20 protein-coding genes are annotated in these 22629 nt (G+C 60.1%); 10 read left to right on the top strand and 10 right to left on the bottom strand.

The window, feature by feature from the left end; genetic code table 11:
- The first annotated feature begins 62 nt into the window (after positions 1-62).
- A complete protein-coding gene (locus QTL96_RS23085; protein WP_289729354.1) occupies positions 63-746 on the top strand; it encodes a GntR family transcriptional regulator in 684 nt (227 codons plus the stop codon).
- A 13-nt stretch (positions 747-759) separates the two neighbouring features.
- Here the strand turns inward: QTL96_RS23085 and QTL96_RS23080 are convergent, their stop codons facing one another.
- The 3 genes from QTL96_RS23080 to QTL96_RS23070 form a co-directional block, all read right to left on the bottom strand.
- Positions 760-1518, bottom strand: coding sequence for an ABC transporter permease subunit (locus tag QTL96_RS23080; RefSeq protein ID WP_210297259.1), 759 nt, complete (start codon positions 1516-1518; stop codon positions 760-762).
- Positions 1503-2252 (bottom strand): ABC transporter permease, encoded by a 750-nt coding sequence (locus tag QTL96_RS23075; protein WP_289729353.1) that lies wholly within the window; start codon positions 2250-2252, stop codon positions 1503-1505. Before QTL96_RS23075 ends, QTL96_RS23080 begins: the two co-directional genes overlap by 16 nt.
- Positions 2253-2384: 132 nt before the next feature.
- Positions 2385-3392, bottom strand: a complete 1008-nt coding sequence (locus tag QTL96_RS23070) for an ABC transporter substrate-binding protein (protein ID WP_289729352.1) — start codon at positions 3390-3392, stop codon at positions 2385-2387.
- A gap of 237 nt (positions 3393-3629) precedes the next feature.
- On the opposite strand from QTL96_RS23070, the gene QTL96_RS23065 reads away from it, so the two are divergent.
- Entirely contained in the window at positions 3630-5051 is a 1422-nt protein-coding gene (locus tag QTL96_RS23065) for an amidase (RefSeq protein WP_289729351.1), read from the top strand.
- Positions 5052-5063: 12 nt separating this feature from the next.
- Here QTL96_RS23065 and QTL96_RS23060 read toward each other — a convergent pair whose 3' ends face one another.
- The 7 genes from QTL96_RS23060 to ugpC all read right to left on the bottom strand — a co-directional run bounded on the left by QTL96_RS23060 (position 5064) and on the right by ugpC (position 11940).
- A complete protein-coding gene (locus QTL96_RS23060) occupies positions 5064-6011 on the bottom strand; it encodes an NAD(P)-dependent oxidoreductase (RefSeq protein ID WP_289729350.1) in 948 nt (315 codons plus the stop codon).
- Positions 6012-6075: 64 nt separating this feature from the next.
- Positions 6076-6786 carry a GntR family transcriptional regulator gene (locus QTL96_RS23055; protein WP_289729349.1) on the bottom strand — a complete coding sequence of 237 codons (711 nt, stop codon included), beginning with the start codon at positions 6784-6786 and terminating at the stop codon, positions 6076-6078.
- A gap of 82 nt (positions 6787-6868) precedes the next feature.
- Complete coding sequence (locus tag QTL96_RS23050; RefSeq protein WP_289729348.1) at positions 6869-7702, bottom strand: alpha/beta hydrolase; 834 nt, start codon at positions 7700-7702, stop codon at positions 6869-6871.
- Between the two features lie 3 nt (positions 7703-7705).
- Positions 7706-8551 carry a carbohydrate ABC transporter permease gene (locus QTL96_RS23045; protein WP_052213787.1) on the bottom strand — a complete coding sequence of 282 codons (846 nt, stop codon included), beginning with the start codon at positions 8549-8551 and terminating at the stop codon, positions 7706-7708.
- A 1-nt stretch (position 8552) separates the two neighbouring features.
- On the bottom strand, positions 8553-9491 hold the full coding sequence (locus QTL96_RS23040; protein ID WP_051961529.1) for a sugar ABC transporter permease: 939 nt from the start codon (positions 9489-9491) through the stop codon (positions 8553-8555).
- Positions 9492-9506: 15 nt separating this feature from the next.
- Positions 9507-10811: an extracellular solute-binding protein gene (locus QTL96_RS23035; protein ID WP_289729347.1), complete on the bottom strand. Its 1305-nt coding sequence runs from the start codon at positions 10809-10811 to the stop codon at positions 9507-9509.
- A 46-nt stretch (positions 10812-10857) separates the two neighbouring features.
- Positions 10858-11940, bottom strand: coding sequence for a sn-glycerol-3-phosphate ABC transporter ATP-binding protein UgpC (gene ugpC, locus QTL96_RS23030; protein ID WP_289729346.1), 1083 nt, complete (start codon positions 11938-11940; stop codon positions 10858-10860).
- Positions 11941-12241: 301 nt separating this feature from the next.
- Between ugpC and QTL96_RS23025 the strand changes: the two genes are divergently transcribed.
- The 8 genes from QTL96_RS23025 to QTL96_RS22990 all read left to right on the top strand — a co-directional run bounded on the left by QTL96_RS23025 (position 12242) and on the right by QTL96_RS22990 (position 20871).
- Complete coding sequence (locus QTL96_RS23025) at positions 12242-13030, top strand: SDR family oxidoreductase (protein WP_112820047.1); 789 nt, start codon at positions 12242-12244, stop codon at positions 13028-13030.
- A 3-nt stretch (positions 13031-13033) separates the two neighbouring features.
- Entirely contained in the window at positions 13034-14170 is a 1137-nt protein-coding gene (locus QTL96_RS23020; RefSeq protein ID WP_289729345.1) for a pyridoxal phosphate-dependent aminotransferase, read from the top strand.
- A 42-nt stretch (positions 14171-14212) separates the two neighbouring features.
- A complete protein-coding gene (locus QTL96_RS23015) occupies positions 14213-15091 on the top strand; it encodes an alpha/beta hydrolase (RefSeq protein WP_289729344.1) in 879 nt (292 codons plus the stop codon).
- A gap of 5 nt (positions 15092-15096) precedes the next feature.
- Entirely contained in the window at positions 15097-16350 is a 1254-nt protein-coding gene (locus QTL96_RS23010; protein ID WP_289729343.1) for a hydantoinase/carbamoylase family amidase, read from the top strand.
- Positions 16350-17279 (top strand): cupin domain-containing protein, encoded by a 930-nt coding sequence (locus QTL96_RS23005; RefSeq protein WP_289729342.1) that lies wholly within the window; start codon positions 16350-16352, stop codon positions 17277-17279. The genes QTL96_RS23010 and QTL96_RS23005 overlap by 1 nt, the downstream gene beginning before the upstream one ends.
- Positions 17279-18217, top strand: coding sequence for a nucleoside hydrolase (locus QTL96_RS23000; protein ID WP_112819835.1), 939 nt, complete (start codon positions 17279-17281; stop codon positions 18215-18217). The genes QTL96_RS23005 and QTL96_RS23000 overlap by 1 nt, the downstream gene beginning before the upstream one ends.
- Positions 18218-18687: 470 nt before the next feature.
- The gene (locus QTL96_RS22995; protein ID WP_289729341.1) at positions 18688-19089 is read left to right on the top strand and encodes a hypothetical protein; all 402 of its coding nucleotides are present in this window, start codon (positions 18688-18690) and stop codon (positions 19087-19089) included.
- 168 nt (positions 19090-19257) lie between these two features.
- A complete protein-coding gene (locus QTL96_RS22990) occupies positions 19258-20871 on the top strand; it encodes a Fic family protein (RefSeq protein ID WP_289729340.1) in 1614 nt (537 codons plus the stop codon).
- The last annotated feature ends 1758 nt before the right edge of the window (positions 20872-22629 follow it).

Raw genomic sequence — 22629 nt, 5'->3', positions numbered from 1 at the left:
CCCGGCTCGCATGCGCTCAGGTCGATATGGTGTCTCGGATTTGCAGGGAAAGGGCATTGAGAATGTCTGCGGCGATTGCTGAAATGGACGACGCACCGCTCACGGCGCAGATTGCGGGAAAGATCCGCGAGATGCTTATCTCAGGCGAACTGGCGCCGGGCGCCAAGCTTTCCGAACAGCAGATCGCCGGCCAGTTCGGGATCTCGCGCAACACACTGCGCGAAATATTCCGGCTGCTGACCAGCCAGAACCTTTTGGTTCACATACCCAACCGCGGGGTCTTCGTTGCCACTCCGGGCGAGGCTTCCGTCGTGGACATCTACAGGGTGAGGCATGTCATCCAGAAAGGCGCCGTTCGCGCCGCTGTGCGCACACACCCGGCATTGGCGCGCATGAGGGAACTCCTGACGCACACCGAGGCGTCGCGTGAGGCTGGCGACTGGAGAAGCGTCGGCACGATCAATATGGAGTTTCATCGTTCGATGGTCGAGCTATGCGATAGCCCGCGGCTAAGCGCATCTTTTGAGCTTGTTCTGGCGGAGCTCCGCTTGGTGTTCGCTCAGTTCGAGGATACCGCCCATCTGCACGATCCCTACATCGCCCTGAATTGTGAGCTTCTTGTATTGCTAGAGGCCGGGGACATCGAAGCGGCATCGGATAAATTGGACGCGTATCTTGCGCGCTCGGAGAGATCCGTTCTTGCGGCTCTACAAACCGCCAAGCAGAAGACGTCTCCTCGCATATGACGATTGGGTCATCTCACCGCCACCAAACCAGGCGCCTGTCCGCTGCGACCAAAAGGCCGTAGAGCGAAAGGCTCGTCAAGGACGATACAAGAATGGCCGACCAGACCGTCTGCGAGTCCATCTCTGCGGTGGCGCGATAGACGATCTGACCTATACCCTTGTAAGCGCCGAGCATCTCGGCGACGATTACCGCGATAGTGCTGCGTGCAAGACCAATGCGCAAGCCAGTTGCGATGGACGGCATGGCAGCCGGAAGCTGCAGGCGCCACAGAAGCGCAAACGGACCAGCGCCAAAGCTGCGCAGAAGATTAAGATGTCCGTTTTCAGTGCGCGAGAAACCTTCCAGTGCCGACAACAACACCGCGAAACTAACGGCGAGAGCTGCAATTGCGACCTTCGAGGCGGCACCCATGCCGAACCACAACAGCGCGAGTGGCACGAAGGCGATCGACGGAACCGTGTTCAAGGCGATAATCAGAGGAAGTAGCAGGATGCGCAGCGTCGGCATGAGAAGAAACAAACAGGCAAACAGCAAACCGAGCGCCGACCCAAGTATGAAGCCGGAAATGGCCTCGAGCGTGGTCAGCCAAAGGCCGTCGGCAATGTGTGGTAGCGACGTCATGGTGGCTGACGCTATGGCGCTTGGTGCGGGCAAGACATATTGCGGTATGTTGCCGAAGGACGCAGCAACCTCCCAGACGATGAGAAGCATTGCGATGGCGAAAAGGACAGGAACAGCCTCGGTGGCCACGGTTTTCAGACGATTCGCCACCAGACGTACTTCCTTTCAAGGAGAGCTAGAAGACCATAAAGCAGCGCCCCAAGCAGACCGCAGATGACGATCAAGGCCCAGACCCGCTCTACCTGTTCAAAATAGAGTGCCTGCAACAACATCACGCCAAGTCCAACATTATCGCCGAACCACTCGCCCACGATGGCTCCGATCAGGCTGAGCGACACGCCGAGCTTCAGACCGGTGACGACCGAGGGCATCGCAGTAGGCAAGGCGAGGCGCCAGAAGATCTGGGCCCTCGATGCGCCGAAACTCAAAAACAGCGCGACGCGCTTTTCGTCGACCATCTGCAAGCCGCGCAGAGTGGCAACCGAAACAGGAAAGAAGGTGAGGTAAAGTGCTATAGCGACTTTGGCGAGAATGCCATTGCCGAACCAGATGACGACAATGGCGCCGAAAGCGATCACGGGAACGCTTTGCAGCGCAACGAAGAGTGGCAATACCGAGCGCTCGAGGAACCGGCTACTGGAGAAAAGGACGCCGAAACCGGCCCCCATCGCCACGCCAGCGACGAAGCCGAGCACGGTCTCGACCAGAGTGTGCAGGAAACTGTTCCAAAGTTCGGAGCTGACGGACGCGGCGTCAGCGATCACGCGCCCGAGCGCCGGAAGATAGCGCGGTGGCACGTCAAAACATGGCACGAGCACCAGCCAAGCGAAAACCGCAAGCACGATGCCGGCCGCTGGGTGCTCAAGGAAAAGACGTCGCCTCATGAAAACTCCTGAGATATAGGCCAAACCGCCCCAAGCCGCGCGGCAGCGTGAGCGAGCGGTTCTCCACGCCACGCGTATTTGACGTTCGAGACGGGAGCGGACCCAAACAGGATCCGCTTCCGATTGGTTCGATTACATCGATTTCGCGGATGCTGGCGTCTTGCCCCAGAAGGTCTGATCGAAGGCGGCTTCCAGATCGACCGGCTTCTTCAGTGCCTTGTATTCGATCAGACTGTCGTGAACGGCTTTGATCGATGTCATGTCGATGGCGCCCAGGCCCTGGCTGCCGCCGAGCTTGGCGCGCATCAGCTTTTCGATTTCATCGAGCATCAGCTCCTGGTGCTTGCGCTCGAGACCGGAACCTGCCGCCATTATGATATCCGTGGCTTCGGCCTTGTTTTCGAAGGCGTACTTCCATCCCTTGAGCGTCGCGTCGAGAAAGGCCTGAACGACTTCTGGCTTCTCCTTGATCATCTTTTCCGAAGTGACGATCGAATCCTGCTGCGTCGTCACGCCGGAATCGTCGGGTAGGAAGGTTTTAATGTTGTTGATGCCTTGTTCCTTCAGCGTATTCAGCTCGTTGTAGAGCGTCACGGTCGCGACCTCGTACTGCTTGTCGATGAAGGGCTGCATAGAGAAGGGCTGTGAGACGACATTGACGTCGCTCTGCGACAAACCTTCATGCGCGAGCACGGAGTAGAGCGTGAACTGCGGCCCGGTCATCCAGGTTGCGACCGACTTGCCCTTGAAATCCTTGACCGAGTTGATGCCCGAACTGTCGTAGGTAACATAGGCGAATGGTGTCATCTGTTGCGACATGCCGATGCAGATCAGCGGCAGGCCCTTTTCGCGGGCATAGAGAACGCCTTCAGTGCCACTGGCGATACCGAATGTGTCCGCGCCTGAGGCAACCAGTGTTTCGACGTTAATGTTCGGGCCGCCGGGGCTGATCGTCGCGTCGAGACCGGCGTCTTTGTAGAAGCCCTTGGCCTTAGCGACGTAGACGCCGGTGAACTGCGCCTGGGCGACCCATTTCAGCCGAATGGAAATGGCCTCCGCGGCATGGGTCGAGACCGAGCCACCGATTGCGGCGGCAAGAAATGCAAGTGAGAAAACACTATGCTTGAAATTGCGCTTCATGATGTAGTTCCCCATTTTGTGTATGCAGAAAAATGATTGCAATATACATGCCAATTCAAGACTCGGCATTTTTGCCTGAAAACGGACTGTTCATGCGGATGGGCGGTGCATAATCCAGTCCTCGCTGATTATAAAATGCAATATTTGCCTAATATGTATTCAATTTTGACAAGTGTGATTTTTTAGGCTGAATTGAGTGCGCCTATGCCGTATCGAACATGCAAAAAGGGATGACTGATGAGTAACGAGCCCCTGTGGTCTGCCGAATTTACCCAGCTTGGAGAGGTCATGCGCAGGGGGGCGGTTTCCTCGGTTGCGTTGACAGAACTCATGCTCGAGCGGATCTCTACGCATGACGGAGCACTACACTCCTATGCCGCCGTTGCGCGGGACGTGGCTCTCGCCGCAGCGCGCAACGCGGATGCCGAGATCAAGGCTGGGAACTGGCGCGGACCACTGCATGGAATTCCGCTAGCCGTTAAGGATGCCTTCGCCACCGCCGACATTCCGACGGGTTTTGGCAGTCCTGTCTTCGCCGGTCAGGAGATAGGCGAGGACTCGACTGCGACGGCGCGTCTGCGGGCAGCGGGTGCCGTGATGCTTGGCAAGCTGACTTTGACTGAAGGCGTCTATGCCGATCACCATCCGTCGATGATACCGCCTATCAATCCTTTTGGCGCCGCGCACTGGACCGGAACGTCGTCATCGGGTTCGGGCGTGGCGGTCACGTCGGGCCTTGCCTATGGCACACTCGGCACCGACACGGGCGGCTCCATTCGCCTACCGTCGTCCTGCTGCGGTGTCGTTGGCATCAAGCCGACATGGGGGCGCGTGAGCCGCCACGGCGTCTTTCCCCTTGCGAACTCTCTCGATCACGTCGGGCCGATGGCCCGCAGCGTGGCCGATGCGTCGGCTCTTCTCGGCGCCATCGCCGGGCCGGACGCGGCGGATCCGACCGCCGCGCAGGTTCCCGTCGATGACTATCTCGCCGCTGCTCTGTCCGCCGATGCCAACGGCCTGACGATCGGCATCGATCGGGCCTTCATTGCGTCACGCGCGACGGACGAGGTGGTGGCGTCGATCGAGGCGGCGGTCGAGGTGATGCGCGGGCTTGGCGCCCGCTTCAAGGATGTCAGCTTTCCCGATCCCGATCTGGTGCTGCGCGGCTGGGCCGTGCAGTGCGCGGTCGAATGCGCGATGGCGCATGAAGCGACCTACCCGGCGCGCAAGGCGGAGTATGGCAAGCGACTGTCCGCTCTTTTGGAGCGCGGCCGTGCCTACACGGCGCGCGATATGGCGGTAGCGCTGGAGGATCGCCGCGAATTCAACGGCCGGATCGCGCGCATGTTCACCGATATCGACCTGCTCATGGTGCCCGGATTGCCGATTGCCGGCCCCTCTTTGGAGTTCATGTCATCGCTCGGCGAAGACCCCGCCGCGATCCTTGCCATCGGGCCGTTCACGGCGCCTTTCGACGTCTGCGGTTACCCGACGATCACCATGCCTTGCGGTGAGAGCACCAAGGGAATTCCCGTCGGCTTCCAGTTCGTCGGTCGCCCCTTCGCCGAGGCTTTACTGTGCCGGGCCGGCGGAGCCTACCAGATGAGGACGTCGTTCCACCGCAGACGTCCGACGCTTCGGGGCGAGGTTTCAATGTGACGTCGATCCCGGTCAGTAGCCGCGCGCGGGATCGACCAGCGCCTCGAGCTCTTCGCCATTCAGATAGGCGTCGAGGTTCCTCAATAACCGGTCCTGGAAAGCCCGATCCTGATCACCGCCCGCCCATGAAATGTGCGGGCTTATGAAGACGTTGGGCGCGGTGTAGAGCGGGTGACCGTCCGGCAGCGGCTCCGGCGTCGTCACGTCGAGCGTCGCGCTGCCGATATCTCCCGCAACGATTGCCGCTACCAGTGCGTCCTGATCGATGAGGCTGCCGCGGGATATGTTGACGAGATGCAAGCCCGGCTTGGCGGCGCGGAAGAGGTCGGCACCGATCAAGCCTTCCGTCTCCACTGTCAGCGGCGCGGCGATGACGAGGTGGTCGGCGGTTGCGAAGATCTCGTCTATCCCGGCCGCTGCGATGCCGCGCTCACCCTCCCAGGCGGTGCGGCGGTTGACCATGACATTCATGTCGAAGGCAAGCGCTCGGCGGGCGATCGCCTGGCCGAGGCTTCCATAGCCGATGAGGCCGAGCGTCTTGCCGTACAGGCGGCCGATGTCGTGCCGGCGCCAGTCCGCCTCGCTGCGGGCGCGCGTCTCTTCCAGCCGCTTTTCGCTGCGCAGTATCGCCGCGAATACGAACTCGGCGATCGGCAGTGCGTTCAGTCCGCGCCCGCAGGTCATGACCCGATCCCGCAGGAGGGTCGGTGGATAGATCTCGATGCCCGTCGTCTGCGATTGCACCCATTTCAGCCGCTCTGGAAACCGCCAGTCGCGCGGCGCCTGTTTCCAGTTAGCAAAGCCTCCCGTCACAAGAATGTCGGCCTCGGGCACGATCTTCCATGGCTCGTCCGGAAAGGAACTCTGGATCACCACTGGTCGGGAAGGATGCTCCTTGAGCGTCTTGCCGAGTTCCGGGCCAAGCTGGTTGAGGATCACGGGGCGTTCTGATGCGGGCATATGTTTCCTCCTCCCGCGCGACGATTGCCGCGCGGTCTCCTTGCGAGCACGAAGCTCGATCGTGTTACTGAGCGCGGCTCATATGTGCGGGCAGCGACGAAATGAAATCGGTCAGCTGATCGCCGAGCAGCTGGACGTGATCGCTGGCCGCCTTGCGCGCCCCTTCCGGATCACCGGCATCGATCGCGTCCATGATGCGGACGTGCTCGGTCAGCGTGCTCAGCATGCGGCCCGGCTGGTAGGTGGCGCGCATGCGGTAGGCACCGATGCGGCGGCGAAGCTGGATCGCCTGGTCGGCGATGAAATGCGTGTGGGCCGCCTCGTAAAGCTGGTCGTGGAACTTCTGGTTCACCTTGTAGAAGGCGACAGGGTCACCGGAATTGTAGGCTTCGACCAGTTCCTCGTGCACCTTGCGCATACCGGCGCGCTCGGCCGGTGTCGCGCGGCGGGCGGCGAGCCGGGCGCAGAGACCTTCAAGAGCCGACATCACGTCGAACATCTCGATCAGCGCCGGAATGGAGAGCAGGGCAACATGGGTGCCCTGCCGGCCGCGCGTCTCGACGAGCCCTATCGCCAGCAGCGCCTTGATTGCTTCGCGCACCGGCGTGCGTGAGAGGCCGAAGCGGCGCGCGAGCTCCATCTCGTCCAGCCGCTCGCCGGGTTCGAGCCTGCCGTCAAGGATCATCTGCTCGAGCTGCTCACGCAGCTCGCCGGCGCGGGTCGGAGCGCGCATCCCGTTTGCCGCCTCGGGCAGACGCGTGTCATCCTGATCCAATGCGGTCACTCCTCTCGCGGAACTGCGAATGGCCAATTTGTATTTTGCTGGCGGCATTTATACTTTTCTTTTCGCTCTGCATTCAATGGGTGGTGAGTGGGTATACGAATGTAGCAAGGCAAGTTCGGAGCTTTTCCACAATCATCACGGGAGCTTCGATCATCGGAAAGTGACCAGAGTCGTATTCGACGACAGCGGTGCCGCTGAAACAGTCCATTGGCGCCGGATCCGCCAGTCGCGCGACCCAGGCCGAATTGAGCATCACGGCGGGACAGGCGACCAGCGGCCAGCGCTCTTCAGCGTCCCAGGCGAAGAGGTCGTCCTTGACGTCAAGCGCGAAGGCGGCGGGAGCCGAGGCGATCATGCTGTCGGTGATCGACTGGCGCATCGCCTCGTCGGTGGAGGGATGCACAATGATGTCGATCATGGCGCGCATGCGGCCATCGTAGTCGGCGGCGAACTCCTCGTGGCGTCTGACGAGCTCGTCGTCGGGAACACGACCGTAATAGTCGCGGTCCGTCAGCGTATCGAGGCCGATCAAGACCCTCACGCGGTCCGGTGCGATGATCGCCACCTCGGTCATGATCGGGCCGCCCATCGAGTGACCGATCAACGTCGCTCCTTCGATGCTAAGATGAGCCAGGAGATGTGCGACTGCAGCGCCCATCGCGCGGATCGTCTGGCCGGCTGGCGGTGGCGGGAGCGTGCCACCGAAACCGGGATGCGAGACCGCCAGCACGCGGTGGTCTCGCGCCAGTTCGGGCGCGATCGCGTTCCAATGCTCGGCATTGCCGCACCAGCCGTGGATTAGCACGAGCCAATCGCCTTCGCTTCCGAAGACGCGATAGCCGATCTGTCCGCCCATCGGGGCGTCCAGTGTCGAAAGCTGGGCAAGGCCGCGGGCCGGTGCGTTCATGGCCTAGCCCTTGATCCCGCTGGTGGTCATGCCCTGCGTGAAATACTTCTGTAACAGCAGGAAGAGCAGGATGAGCGGAACGGTAGCGACAGTCGCGCCGGCAAAGGTTTCGCCCCAGTTCGGCAACTGTGTCGGCGAGCCCTGCTGGGCAATCGCCACCTGGATGACCTGGATTGCCGGATCCTGGATGATGACGAGTGGCCACAGGAAGCTGTTCCACGAAAACAGGAAGGTGATGAGGCCAAGCGTCAGCATCGGCACCTTCACATTCGGCAGCACGATCGAAAAGAAGATGCGCACATGACCGGCGCCGTCGATCCGCGCGGCGTCCTCGAGTTCGACCGGCAGTTCCTCGAACGCCTGCTTCAGCAGGAACAGACCGAACGGGCTGGCGATCCAGGGGATCATGACGCCGAGCAGCGTGTTGGAGAGGCCGAGGCCGGAAACCACCTGATAGAGGGGCACCATCATCGCCTCGATCGGTAGCAGGAAAGTGAGGAGGATCAGCACGAAAACGATCTTCGCGCCGGGAAAGCGGATGCGCGTCAGCGAATAGGCTGCCATCGAGCAGAGCAGGAGCGTCAGAGCCACCTGCCCGCCGGCGACGATGGCGGTGTTCATCAGCGCGGTCAGAACGTTGGTGCGCTCGAACAGCGTGCGATAGTTTTCGAACGTTCCCTCGACGGGCAGGAAGGCGCGCCAGGAGAGCGGCGTGACATCGTTAAACAGCGTCAGCTGGTTCTTGAAGGACGACGAGACGATCCAGGCATAGGGGGCCAGGAAGCAGCACAGGATGACGACGATGACGAGGGCGACCATGGCGCCGCGCCGGAGATGTTGCTTCTTCATGTCAGTAATTCCAGCGAGAGCGCAGCAGGGCCATCTGCGCCATGGAGATGGCAAGCACCACGAGCAGAAGCGCAACGGATAGTGCCGAGGCATAGCCGGCCTGCTGCATGATGAAGGCGCTGTTGTAGATGTGGTAGACGATCAGGTTGGTGCTGTCCTGCGGTCCGCCCTGGGTCATCAGGAAGGCCGGCGCGAAGGCCTGAAGTGAAAACACCGTCATGATCACGACGACGAAGAGCGTCGTCCGGGAGAGGAGCGGGATCGTCACGTTCCAGAGAACCTGGCGGCGCGTGGCGCCGTCGATACGGGCGGCCTCGGTCAGTTCTACCGGCAGGCCTTGCAGGCCGGCGAGGAAGAGGATGGCGCCGAAGCCGACCTGCTGCCAGAGCGTCATGGCGATCAGGGCCGGAAGCGCCTGGCTCGTCGACGTCAGGAAGGGCTGGTTGCCGATGCCGACGATGTTCAGCACGCCGTTGATCAGGCCGTTCGATGGGTCGAGCAGGAAAGACCACATGGTGGCGACAACCACCGACGAGGTCACGACCGGCAGCATGATCATGGTGCGGACAAGGCCGCGCGCCGGGAGCTTCGAATTGAGAAACAATGCCAGCGAGAAGGCCACCGGGATGACGAAGACGACGACGCCAAGCGCGAAGAGAAAGGTGACGCCGAAGGAGACGGCGGCATCGTCATAGTCGATCATGTCGGTGAAGTTGCGCAACCCGACGAACTTGGCTGCTGCCGGGTTGAGCAGGGAGTAATCATAGACGCTGTTGCGGGCCATGACGAGCAACGGCACGTACTGGAAGACCAGCAACAGGATCATGAACGGCGCAAGGAAGCCGGCCGCAAACAGCCAATCGCGCTTCTGCCGCTTCGTGGCGGGCTTTCGCGTCTTTGGTTTGGCCGAAGCCGTGGATAGGGTATTTGAGACCGACATTCTTGCGTCCAATGCTTAGCGATCGAGAACTCGCTGTACTTTCTTCTCGGCGTCCGCCATCAGGTCGGCTGGATTACCGCCGAAGGCCACGGCACGCAGAGCATCGGTAACGAGCTTGTCGTACTGGGCGAACTTCGGACCCGGAGGACGCGGCTGGCCCCACTCCTGCAGCTGGTCGACGAAGACCTTCATCGGATAGGAGTTGTAGGTCTCGAAACGTGGAAACAGGCTCTTCAGCGTCGGCAGGTTGCCGCGCTGGCTGACGTTCATGTAGGCGTATTCACCCGTGGACATGTCGACCACGAACTTTGCGGCGATATCGGGATGCTTGGAACGCGCCGTGGCGCCGATCGTGGTCGAGCCGGTATGAGCGATCGGGGTCTTGAAGTACGGGATCGGGGTGATGCCCCACTCGATCTTCGGATCCTTGATCAGCGCGCTGCCGGCTGCCGGCGTATCGATGTAGAAGCAGGCCTTGCCATCGAAGAAGGCGTTCGGAATGCCGACCTTTGGCGCGACACCTTCGGAATTGAACAGCGACTGGTAAAACTTCAGCGCTTCGATCGCTTCCGGCGTGTTCAGGTATCCCTCGACCGACTTGCCGTCCTTGGAGAGCGCCCAAAAGGTCTTGTAGGCGGAGCTCTCCGGATCGGCCTTCGGGTCGCCGGCTGAACGCTGGTAAATCAGGTCCTGATAGACGAGGCCGGGCTGGCCGTTGCCGAAGCGGGTCGGGCCGAGACCCCAAACGCTCGGTGCGCCGGCCGGGCCCTTTTGGCAGGCCTTGAAAGCAGCCAGTGCTTCCGGCCAGGTCCAGGCCTTGTCGAGCGTCTGCGGCGGCTTGATGCCGGTGGCTTCAACGAGCTTCTTGTTGTAGTACATGGCGACGGTGGTCTGCTCGATGCCGGGCGAATAGACTTCGCCCTCGTAGCTGTGCTCGGCCTTGGTCGCGGGCAGGATATCCTCGTCCCAGCCCTTCGGCAGGTACTTGGTGATGGGCAGCAGGATGCCGGAGGCGGCGTAGGACTGGGTGTTCGGACCGTCGTAAACCAGCACGTCAGGCGGATTGGAGCTCGCGGCCTGAACGGAGATCGTGTCAGCAAGCTGGGCGAAGGGAACTTCGTTGATCTCGAACTTGACGCAGGGATTTTCCTTCTGCCAGGCCTCCATCGGCGCTGGATAGGGGTAGTTTCCCGGCGTGCGCAGAATGCGCAGCGTCACGGTCTCGCCGGTACAGGCAGCGCTGTCCTGGGCAAATGCGCCGGTGCCGCCAAGCGCGGTGGCGCCAAGCAGGCCGGCGAGAAAGAGTATGCGGGCATTCATCAGCTGTTCTCCTTGGTTTTATGTCGTCATGCAGGCGGTGGCCGCGTCAGATGGCGCGGCCGGTATTCGGGTCGAAGAGGGACATGCGATCACGGGCGATGCGCAGCGACTGCGCCTGCCCCTCGGCGGCGGCGAGCTCCGGTGGCAGCATGGCGGAACAGGAGACGCCTTCCAGCGTGAAATGAACGAGCGTCGTCGGGCCGAGCAGTTCGGCCATGTCGACCGGTGCCGAGATTTCGGTTGCGCCGTCGGCCAGGAAATGTTCAGGGCGCAGACCGATCTCGACACGGCGGCCGGCGAAGGCCGCCAAGGCTTCGAGCTTGTCGGCGGGAGCGGCCAGCGTGGCGCCCGCGAACTTCAGCGTCGGCGTCTCGCCTTCCATAACGACGTCGGCCGGCAGGAAATTCATGGTCGGGCTGCCGATGAAGCCGGCGACGAAGCGGGTTGCCGGACGTTCGTAGAGTTCCTGCGGCGTTCCCTGCTGCTCGATCAGGCCCTTGTTCAACACCACCACGCGGTCCGCCAGCGTCATGGCCTCGACCTGGTCGTGGGTAACGTAAACGGTGGTCGCCTTCAGCCGCTTGTGCAGGCGGCGGATTTCCGCACGCATCTGGCCGCGCAGCTTCGCATCTAGGTTGGAGAGCGGCTCGTCGAAGAGGAAGACTGCGGGATCGCGAACCATCGCGCGACCCATGGCGACGCGCTGGCGCTGGCCGCCTGAGAGCTGCTTGGGCCGCCGCTCCAGCAGGGCTGAGATATCCAGGACCTTTGCTGCCTCCTCGACACGGCGGCGAATCTCTGCCTTATCCATGCCCGAAAGCTTCAAGCCGAAGCTCATGTTCTGCGCCACTGTCATGTGCGGATAGAGCGCGTAGTTCTGGAAGACCATGGCGATGTTGCGATCGCGCGGCTCCAGTTCGTCAACACGCCGGTCGCCGATCCAGATTTCGCCGTCCGTCAGTTCCTCAAGGCCCGCCAGCATCCGCAGTGTCGTCGACTTGCCGCAGCCCGACGGGCCGACAAGCACCACGAACTCACCGCTGCGAATGTCCAGGTTCAGGTTCTCGATCGTGTTCGCCGAGGCGTTTTCGTAAGTCTTCCCCACATTCTTGAGGGACACATCTGCCATGAGGATATTCCAGCCGTCTGTTTCAGGTGTCGTTCGTGCCCGAAGGCGTGAATGTGACATTATGTCATTTCAGTATTCGCGCAATAGATATTCGTATACACAAAATACGTTTTCTTAAATAAATGCGATATTGCCGATAAAATGGACTTCGTGCCTTTTCGATTTGCAAAGGTTGCGAATAAATTCCCCAAGTCGCTGATAGTGAGCAAAAAATTTCGATATTTTAGCAATGCACCTATGGACATGATGATAAATCGGCGTATGCAAGAAAGCGAAATATGTATTCACACAGGAGATGCAGGTGGAACTTAATCTTGCTGGAAAGACGGCGCTGATCACTGGAGCCTCGCAGGGCATCGGTCATGCCATCGCGAAGGTGCTGGCCGCTGAAGGATGTCACCTTCACCTCGCTGCGCGTAACGGCGCGGCGATGGCGGAGCTGAAGGCCGAACTGGCGCAGTATCCGGTAAACGTTACCGTGCATGAAGCCGATCTCGGCACGACCGAGGCCATGGTTGCGCTCGACAGGGCCTGCGGCGACTACGACATCCTGATGAACAACGCCGGCGATATCCCGGCCGGTTCGATCGAGGACGTTACCGACGAATCGATCCGCCGCGGCTTCGATCTCAAGGTGTTCGGCTACATCACGCTGGCACGCGAATTCTGGAAGCGCCGCAAGGGCCAAGGTGAGGGCAAGGGTGGCGTCATCATCAACGTCATCGGCAATTCCGGTGAAAACTGGGACGCTGCCTACTTCGCCGGCTCCACCGGCAATGCCGCTCTGATGAGCTTCACCAAGGCGCTCGGCGGCCGCAGCATGGACGAAGGCATCCGCGTCGTCGGCGTCAATCCGGGCCCGGTCGATACCCCGCGCATGTTCAAGATCATGAAACGCAAGGCCATCGACATGCTCGGCGACGAAAGCCGCTGGGAAGAACTTTACGACAAGTATCCGGGCAAGCGTCCGGCAACCGCCGAGGAAGTCGCCGATCTGTGCGTCTTCCTGGCATCGCCCAAAGCCGCTTATATCAGCGGCACTGTCGTCACGATCGACGGCGGCATTGCAGCGCGCGGCTCGGTGATCTGATCCATGGCCGACGCACGCACCCGCAACCGCTACTTCGACGATCTGTTCTCCACGCCTGACCTGGCGTGGATGGGGCAAAACACCAACCACGTGCCCGCCCATCCGGCGGTCGCGGAAGCCATGATCCGCTCGGTCGAAGCCGGCGAGTTCAATGCCTATGCCCCACCGATGGGCTTTGAGGCGCTGCGCAGCGCGATCGTTGCCGACCTCGGCGTCGCCGGAACCTCGGCCGAAGCGCTTGTCACCGAAGGCGGCGTCAATGCGCTTGCCATGATCTGCAAGGCGCGCGCAAAGCCGGGCACCACGCTTGTCACCACCGACCCGACCTGGAAGTGGCCCTGCATGTTCGCCGAACAGGCCGGCGCCGAAGTGGTGCAGATTCCGATCTACGACGCCTCGGTCAACTACAAGCTGACGCCGGACGCGCTGCGTGCCAACGTCGATGAGCGTTGCGCTATCATCTACATCGTCGATCCGAACAATCCGCTCGGCATCCGCTATGAGCGCGAAGAGATCGAAGCCTTTGCAGAAATCGCGCGCTCGGTTGGCGCACTTCTGATCCACGATTGCACCTATCGCGATTTCGCCGACGGCCATACGCCGGTGTTGCAGGTCGCGCCCGAGGGCACGGTGGTTTCGCTGTCGTTCTCCAAGTGGCTCGGTCTCGCAGGCATGCGTATCGGCGCTCTCGTCGCGGAGCCGAAGCTCGTCGACGAGTTCTCGGCCGCCTCCACCTCGGTGCTTGGCGCATCGGTCGTGGCCCAGCGCGCTGCGATGGCCGGGCTCTCGGTGAAGAATGAGTGGATGAAGGATGTGCGCCGCATCGACAGCGCCAACAAGGCGATGATCATCGAAGCGGCGAAAGCCACCGGCCTTTCGGTTCCGATCCCGGTCTCGCACGGCAATTTCCTGGTTCTCGAAACCGCCTCTACCGGCGTTTCTCCCGAGGCCATCGTCGAGGCTGCCCGCCGTAAGGGTGTAATGATCCGCCAGGGTCGCTATCACACGGCTGCTTTTGGCGATCGCTTCATCAAGGTTTCGACCTCGGTCCCGTCGGCTTGGGCCGAGCGTTTCTGCGAGGGCCTGCCGCGCTATATCGAGACCGCGCGCACGCTTAACGACGTACCGGCCCTTTTCTAGGGCCGGCATATCCATCGACGATACGAGGCAAGAGGCTTTCAGATGTACGCGACCGCCAAGGATGGAACAAAGCTTTACTATGAGACGGCAGGAGAGGGCGGAACGCCGATCCTGTTCATCCACGAGTTCGGCGGTAGCTACGATGCCTGGGAACCGCAGATGAGCTTCTTTGCGCGTCGTCACCGCTGCATCACCTATGCGGCCCGCGGCTATGCGCCATCCGATATTCCTGCGGATATGGAGATGTATTCGCAGGCCAACGCCGCCGACGATGCAGTTGCCGTCCTCGATGCGCTCGGCATCGAGAAGGCCCATATCGTCGGCCTGTCGATGGGCGGCTTCGCCACCCTGCATTTCGGCCTTCGCACGCCGGGGCGCGCGCTGTCGCTGACGGTTGCCGGTGCCGGCTACGGCACCGAGCGGGAGACGGCTGATTACTTCCGCAATACCTCTCTGAAGGTTGCCGATAATTTCGAGAAGGATCCTGCCGGGTTCTCAAAGATCTATTCGCTCGGCGCCAGCCGGGTGCAGTTTCAGAACAAGGACCCGCGCGGCTGGGCGGCCTTTGCCGAGCGCCTGTCGCATCACTCGGCTATCGGCGCCGCCAACACCATGCGCGGTGTCCAGTGCCGCCGTCCCTCCTTCTGGGATCTCGACGATCAGTTGAAGACGATGATGGTGCCAACGCTGGTCATGACCGGCGACGAGGATGACCATTGCCTGCAGCCTTCGATTTACTTGAAGAAGATGCTCCCGGCCGCAGGTCTCGCCATCTTCCCGAAAACTGGCCACACGCTGAACCTCGAAGAGCCGACGCTGTTCAATTCCCTCGTGTCCGATTTCATCGCCCAGGTCGAGCAGGACGCCTGGAAGGTGCGCGATCCGCGTGCCGATCCTGGTCAGGTGATGCGGACGGAATAAAAGACATGGCGCGGCCCGCAATCTCTCCCGATCGGCTCTGGACCCGCTTGATGGCGCTTGGCGAGGATGGCGCGCTGCCCGGCGGCGGCGTCAACCGGCAGGCACTGTCGGGTGAGGAGATACTGGCTTGGCGGCGGATCATTGCTTGGGGTGCCGAGGCTGGCCTCGAGCCTTCGACCGATCCGGCGGGCAATCTGTTTCTCACGCTCGAAGGATTACTTCCCCAACTGGCGCCTGTCGTCGCCGGCAGTCACATCGACAGCCAGCCGACAGGCGGTCTTTTTGACGGGGCCTTCGGCGTGCTCGCGGCCTTGGAGGCCGTGACCGCGATATCGGAAGCAGGCCTGACACCGGAGCGTTCCATCACGGTCGTCGGCTGGATGAATGAAGAGGGAAGTCGCTTCGCTCCCGGCATGATGGGCTCCGAACTCTTCGCCGGCCTGCGCACAACTGAGGACGTGATGGCGGTGCGCGATGCCGATGGCGTCAGCGTCGGCGATGCCCTTGGCGAGCTACGTGCAGCGTTCCCCGCGCTGCCCCGTCGCGCGCTCGGCTTTCCCATTCACGCCTATATCGAGCCGCATATCGAGCAGGCCGATGTGCTGGAAACGCAAGGCGCCGTCATCGGCGTCGTGTCCGGCATCCAGGGCAAGAAAACCTACGACATCACGATCACCGGCCGCGAGGCGCATGCCGGCACCGAACCGATGAGCCGCCGGCAGGATACGGTGCAGGCGTTCGCGCGCATGGCGACGCGGATGCATGATGCGATGGCTGACGAGGATGTAATCAAGTTCACCATCGGCCGTGTCGTGGTCGAGCCTAATGCGCCGTCAGTCGTCCCGGCCAAGGTCATCTTCCGCATCGATCTGCGCCATCCCGACAATACGGTTCTTGAAGCGTGCGGCGCCCGCCTCGAGGAAATCGCACGCGAAGAAGCCGGCGCCTGCCGGGTCGAGATCCGTCGCCTCGTCGATGCGCCTTCGAACGATTTCGACGAAGGGCTGAAGCAGGCGATCCGGGTTTCGGCGGACCGGCGTGGTTTGTCGCGCTTGGACGTTCTTTCCGCAGCCGGACACGATGCGCGGCAGATGGCGCCGCTGACACGGTCCGCCATGATATTCATTCCCTGCCGGGGCGGCATCAGCCACCACCCGGACGAATGGTCCGAACCGGATCATGTCGCAGCCGGGGCGTCCGTTCTTCTCGACCTGCTTCTGGAGGAAGCGGGTGTTTCGTTCAACCAAGGAGATGCATGATGAGCACAGCCAACGACATGGCCGAAATGCCGGTCCAACTGCCGCGTGAGCCTGCCAACGCGGCGGAGGCGCGCAGCCGCTATTTCAATTCCGGCAATGCCTTCAATATAAAGCTTCCGGCGGTGCCTGGGCACATCTTCATGGACGAGCCGGCTGAAGCGATGAAGATGGAGAAGACCGGCTTCATCAACTGCGACCAGTCCCAGAAGATGGAATGCGGTTTTGCCGCAACGACGCCGCTGATGCTGGCGCGCTATTGCGTGGTCAAGGCCGGTGAAACGCTGGATACGACGCTCGTGAATACGGCGTCGATCTGGTACGTCATCAAGGGCAGCTCCAGCCTCGTCGTCGGTGACGAGAAGGCGACGCTCGGCAGGGGCGATGTCTTTCTTCTGCCGGGTGGCGTCACGTCGGAGATCACCGCCAAGGATGATTGCGTCTTATGGGCTGTCGGCAACGATCCGCAGCTGAAGTTCGACACCTCCGCGCCGGTGACTGGCAAGGAAGCCGCGGTGCAGTTCGTGCATTATCCGGCCGATGAAATCACACATCAGCTCGATGTGGTCTACAGCTCGAACGCCAATGCCTCGACATCCGGTCACGCACTGATCTTCTCGGCCGAGAAGACCGAAGCCGCCCGCAACATAACGCCGACCATGACGCTCTCGCTGAACACGCTGAAGCCGAAGAGCGCGCAGCCGCCGCACAAGCACAATTCTGCCGCCATCACGCTGGTCGTTGCCGGCGATCCCGCTTACTCCCTGGTTGCCGAAGAGAAATGCGACTGGTCGCCCTGGGCAACGCTGGTGACACCCGCAGCCGCCAAGCACAGCCACCACAATGATGGCAACACCCGCGCCGAGTTTTTGATCGTGCAGGATGGGGGGCTCTACTATCATGCCCGCACCATGGGATTCGAGTTCTACTGATGCGGCTGATTATCGATACCGATACTGCAGGGGATGATACCTATTCGCTGCTGCTGGCGATGAAGACGCCGGGGTCGACGCTAGAGGCGGTCACCGTCTGCGTCGGCAACGTGCCCTTCGACCAGCAGGTGGAAAACGCGCTGGCGACCATCGAGGCCGCCGGCTTCTCCGGAAAGGTTCCGGTTTACTGCGGTGCGCGCCGGCCGATGGTCAAGCCGTGGGAAGCATCCACCATGCACGGTAACGACGGGATGAGCGGCGCCAACCTTCCGATCGCCCGCCAGCGGCCCGAGACGATGCATGCCGTCGATGCGATCATCGAGAAGGTGATGGCGGAGCCCGGCGAGATCGACATCCTCGCCCAGGCGCCGCTGACCAACATCGCGCTGGCGGTGATGAAGGAACCGCGTATCGCCAAGGCGGTTCGCCATCTCTGGATCATGGGCGGCACCGACAACTCGGTGGGCAACATCACGCCCTGCGCGGAATACAACTTCTTCATTGACCCGGAAGCGGCGAAGATCGTCTTCGAGGCGGGCTTCAACATCACGCTCTCGACCTGGACGCTCACCATGCGCTCCAGCCTGTTCGAAGCGGACCAGCTCGATGAAATCTTCGGCATGAAGACGCCGCTTTCGGAATTCTACCGCAAGGTTTCGGCCACACCTCGCCAGACCGCAGAGGCGCGGTATGGTCGCCCCATCAGCACGCATCCCGACTCCCTGACCTGCGCCATGGCGATCAATCCCGATCTGATCGAGATTGCGCGCGACGCGGTTGTCCGGATCGAGACCGCGGGCGAAATCACCCGGGGATTCTCCGCCGTTCATCCGCCGGTTCTCGGTAATCGTTGGCCGGAGTTCAAGGTCAACGCCCGCGTTGTCGAGAAGGCGTCGAACAATGGTTTCTTCGAGATGATGAAGCGGGCGCTCTCCTAGGTCCAGGCCTTCTTTGCCAACTTTCGAAGACCGGGGACGATTTCGTTCCCGGTCTTTTTTGGGCACCGGCAAATGATCCCTGCAAGCGAGCACGGGATCCGGTAGGGCGGATCGAAGATCCAGCGACGGGTCGATACGCCAAGACCTACGATTGGCTACAAGAGGCCAAGGCATCTCACCCTCCATAAGGCGAGCTGAACGTAAGGTGTAAAACACTACGGGCGCTCAACCCGTAAGGGGAGCGCCCGTATGTTGCTGCTAGCGACAAAAGCCAACTAAATGGCAGGTCGCTTGCCTCAGGCGGTCATGTATAGACCTTAACTTTTGAGCATCACGACCACCCGGAGCAGCTTCAATAGCTGAGGGTCCCACCCAAGGCTCTGAGCAAGTTCATCCGCAAGCTTGGCCTGCTGCCCGATGCGAAGTGGAACGGCGACGCCCTGTCCATTGATCCGGCCACGTTTCAGACGTTGAGGGCGATTATCGACGATCTGATCACACTGCCACAGACCGTCGAGATCACCGGCATCCCAAGGCATCAGTTCCGACCGGTAGCAAAAGCCGGTTTCATCCGAGAGTTCACAGGGCTGCCGATCAACGGAGTGGGAGGCCCCAAGTACCTCGTGAAAGAGGTGACCGAAATCGTCGAACGGTTCCGCGCGATGACGGCCGCAGCCTCCACAAGTGAGATGAAGACACTGATCGGTTATGCGAGGTTGAATTCTATCGACATCGGCAGCGTGCTCGCCTCCACGCTGCAAGGCGACATCTATCTCGCAGGTCTTGATCTTTCCAGAAACGGCCTACGAGCGCTGTATTTCGAGCCAGTCAAAGATCGGAAGCGAACATCGGAAATTTTGAACACAAGATAAAGCCATATTAATGAAATCGCTACGTTTTTCGAATTTACAACATCGGAAATTTCGCTCATCAGAAGCCAAAATTAAGATCGGAAGCGAACATCGGAAATTTTCTTGTAAAATGCGAGCTAAGGCTTTAAATTTATGACGGTTTCGGAGATGCCAAGATCGGAAATAAATATGGAAGAAGTCCCAACTCGAATTGAGCCAGCGTTCTTCGAGGAAAGCATCCCATCAAGTTTGTCTGATCTAGTCGTTGAAATCAAATCAGCTGTCAGCGGGTTAGGGAAAAATCTGCCTACGGAGTCAGTAGCTGAGTTGGCTGAACTTGTCCGCATTATGAACTGCTACTATTCCAACTTGATCGAGGGTCATAACACCCGACCGATTGATATCGAGCGGGCGCTGGCTGGAGCCAAGCTGGAAGAGGCGACCCGGCCACTTGCTCTGGAAGCAGCTGCCCACGTAGTTGTTCAACGGGAAATTGACCACCTGAGTTATGAGGGGACGCTTCCTGTCCCTACCTCCACGGAGTTTGTTTCTTGGGTTCATCGTCGCTTTTACGAGGAAATGCCGGATCAATTCCGCTTCGTGGAACACCACGATGGCAGCAAGGCTGAGATTGTCCCAGGTCAGTTCAGAACAAACGCAAAAGACGACGTGATCGTGGGTCGCCACAGGCCTCCCAAGTCGGACGTGGTCGCAACGTACATGCAATATTTCTCAAAACGCTATCAGGCTGCTCAAGCAAGCGCGACCAATCAGGTAATCGCAATTGCTGCCGCTCATCATCGATTCAACTTCATTCATCCCTTTATCGATGGCAACGGCCGGGTAAGCAGATTGATGTCGCATGCAATGGCGTCGCGGGCAGGAGTAGGTGGCAACGGATTGTGGTCGATCTCCCGTGGCTTGGCACGCGGCTTAACCGACAACGGCGAATACAAGCGAATGATGGACTACGCCGATTCAGAAAGGATGGGCGAAAGAGACGGACGTGGCAATCTGTCACAAAAGGCACTTCAAGATTATTGCGAGTGGTTTCTTGCGGTTTCTTTGGATCAGATCAACTTCGCAAAGGCAGTTTTCGATTTCGACACGCTGGAAGCACGGTACAGGAGGCTCGTCGAGGCAGTAAGCGACGACAAGTGGGCAGCAGATGTTATATCTGCGGTCTTACGCCATGGTTCGCTTGAGCGTGGCGACGTAAACTTGATCACGAAGACGACGGATCGAACCGCAAGGAAAACGACAAAGGAATTGGTAGATGCTGGATTTTTAAAATCGTCGTCGCCCAAAACACCTCTCCGTATCGCATTCCCGCTCAACTACCGAGAACGTCTTTTTCCAAACCTGTTCGCAGATGGAGAGGTGGTAGCTCCGAAGCAAACTATACCAACCTTCATCACTCGGATGCATCGGCAACAGGTCGAGGAGCCTTTTACCCCCGCAGAGGTTGTTGACATCGTCGCGGAAGTCGAGCGCCGGATCGAGGTTATTCCTAAGTTGGCAAAATCAACCGGGGCTGAGAAAGTGCTAGGGGACCATGCTGTAAAAGAGCTTGCTGAATTCGGTAAAGCAAAGGCGAATTGGAAGGCAGTCCACGAAAGAGCTATCAGCGAGGCTATTGGTCAGTTTGGTCGGTCACGCACCGAGGTGAAGATGGCTATTCATGAGCACAGCCCAGGTGCCGTCAGCGATGAGGACCGCGCTGAAGTAGCCAGGGCCGTGGATGAGATGGCTCCAGACTTGGTCCAAAAATACAATGCCAGTCTCCGGAAACCGAAGCGATAATTGTTTCGAGAAAAGCTGCTCAAATAGTAGGAGGGATCGCCCAAGAGGGCGGTTCTACGGCAAAAACCTCCAGCCGATATAGATAACCGAAAAGTACAACATTCCGAGCGCAATAGCGTCATTGCCAGACAGCCTCAGTGAGCCGGTCCGAACGAGGTTGTTTCGCAAGGCGAACGGGTAGCAAAGGATCAAAAAAACTGTCAGCGAAGATATGATGGAGACCGATCCGACCCCGGCCAGCAATCGATAAATAAAGGCAGCATTTCCAGCGAATTCATTCGGGCCGACCCACATTGCGAGACCTCCTGATATAGCTCCGAACATCCATAGTCCGAGAGCTATTCGAACCCCCTTGCAGCACAGGTGGTCGAGCGCCTTGGAAACTGTTGGTGAGATCATGACCGCTCCAGAATAGTGACACTTGTTACTATTGTGGCGGACAATTTCCGTCGGCTCAAATCCCCATTCCGCCTGGTTGTGAGGTTTCGTGACTCCATTCCGGCCCGATGTGGAGTTCATTCCGGAAAAAAGCCGCATCCCGGCACGAATTCAGCAGAAATTTCAACGATGACGATTCCGTATAGATGTGACGCTCATCATTAACCGAGTCGGGCAACCAACGTTTTGCAGCGCAGATATGCGCAGGCCGGAATGCTTAGTTTGCTGTCCAGGTAGGTGTCCTCTGCTTGGGTTCCCTCGCAGAGGGCTTAGCCTTCAGGAAATGGGGGCGGTCTTCTGAACGCGGCCCGGCCTTAGCCTCTTCGGCGTGGCAGCCGCTTTACCGGTCGGTTCGAGGACGATCGTCGCGGGGTTTGGGGTGTGGTCGAGATTGGCCCCAGTGGCCGCGTCAACGCCGATACCGATAACGCCGCCCAGGATGACGTTACCGTCATACCCTGCCGCTCCACCGCCTTGCACCTTCGTGGTGATTTCGACACTGCCGGTCTTGTAGCCTGGCTTTTCCGCAAAGGCGGTGAAGGCTGTTTTTCGCGCGACTGAGAAAGTGCATGGCGAAAACCTCGGCTCGAAGACGACGGCACACTGTCCCGGCGTATTTCGGTTAGGGTATAAGTCGAGCCCAACGTGTCGGCCGAATCTAGTATCCACACCAACGACGATCGGGTGCCTATCTCGTTCGACCTGGCATGTGTGCGCACCTGACCGGCGGCGGTACATGCGCTTGCTCGCCGGTAACCGTTCGCCGTTCCTGATTCAGCGCCAAGAGGTGGGCAATAATGGGCACTGGTTTCCGGCTCGTCCAATCATCCGGCGAAACAGTTGGATTATTCGGCCTCGATTTACGGGAGGCTGGATCACTCTGCCGCTGATCGCACACACGGGCCCAGTTGTCTAAAACGGGGGCGATAGTTGGTGAAGGTCCCACAGAGCTAAGCGCTGGGGGAGCTGAACGATAGCGAAGCCCACTTGATACTCATTCTCCTGTGGAGGTGAATGGTCGCCAATTTCGTTGGAGATGACGAGGCGTCGATGTGCATACGGCAGCGACCCGACCTGATCCCAGTCGGTCGCATAGGCCGCGACGACCCTGTCGCCCGATATCGTGACGCGGGTCGGCGACACCAGCTTCGACGCACATAACTCCAACGCAGCCTCAGTCATCGGACTGGGGACCATCAGGAACCTTTGCCTGAGACGTCAACTTCGAGGGAGAAATGAGTTTCTGTGTTGTAAGGAGGCTCGCCCATCGGCATGGCGGCTTTCGAGGCTTGGGGATGTATCATGATATAGTTGAGTGCT

It is taken from the genome of Rhizobium sp. S163 (genome assembly GCF_030380805.1).
GTDB lineage: Bacteria > Pseudomonadota > Alphaproteobacteria > Rhizobiales > Rhizobiaceae > Rhizobium.
Note: the sequence above shows the minus strand (reverse complement) of the source record. Positions and strands in the feature narration are given on the sequence as shown.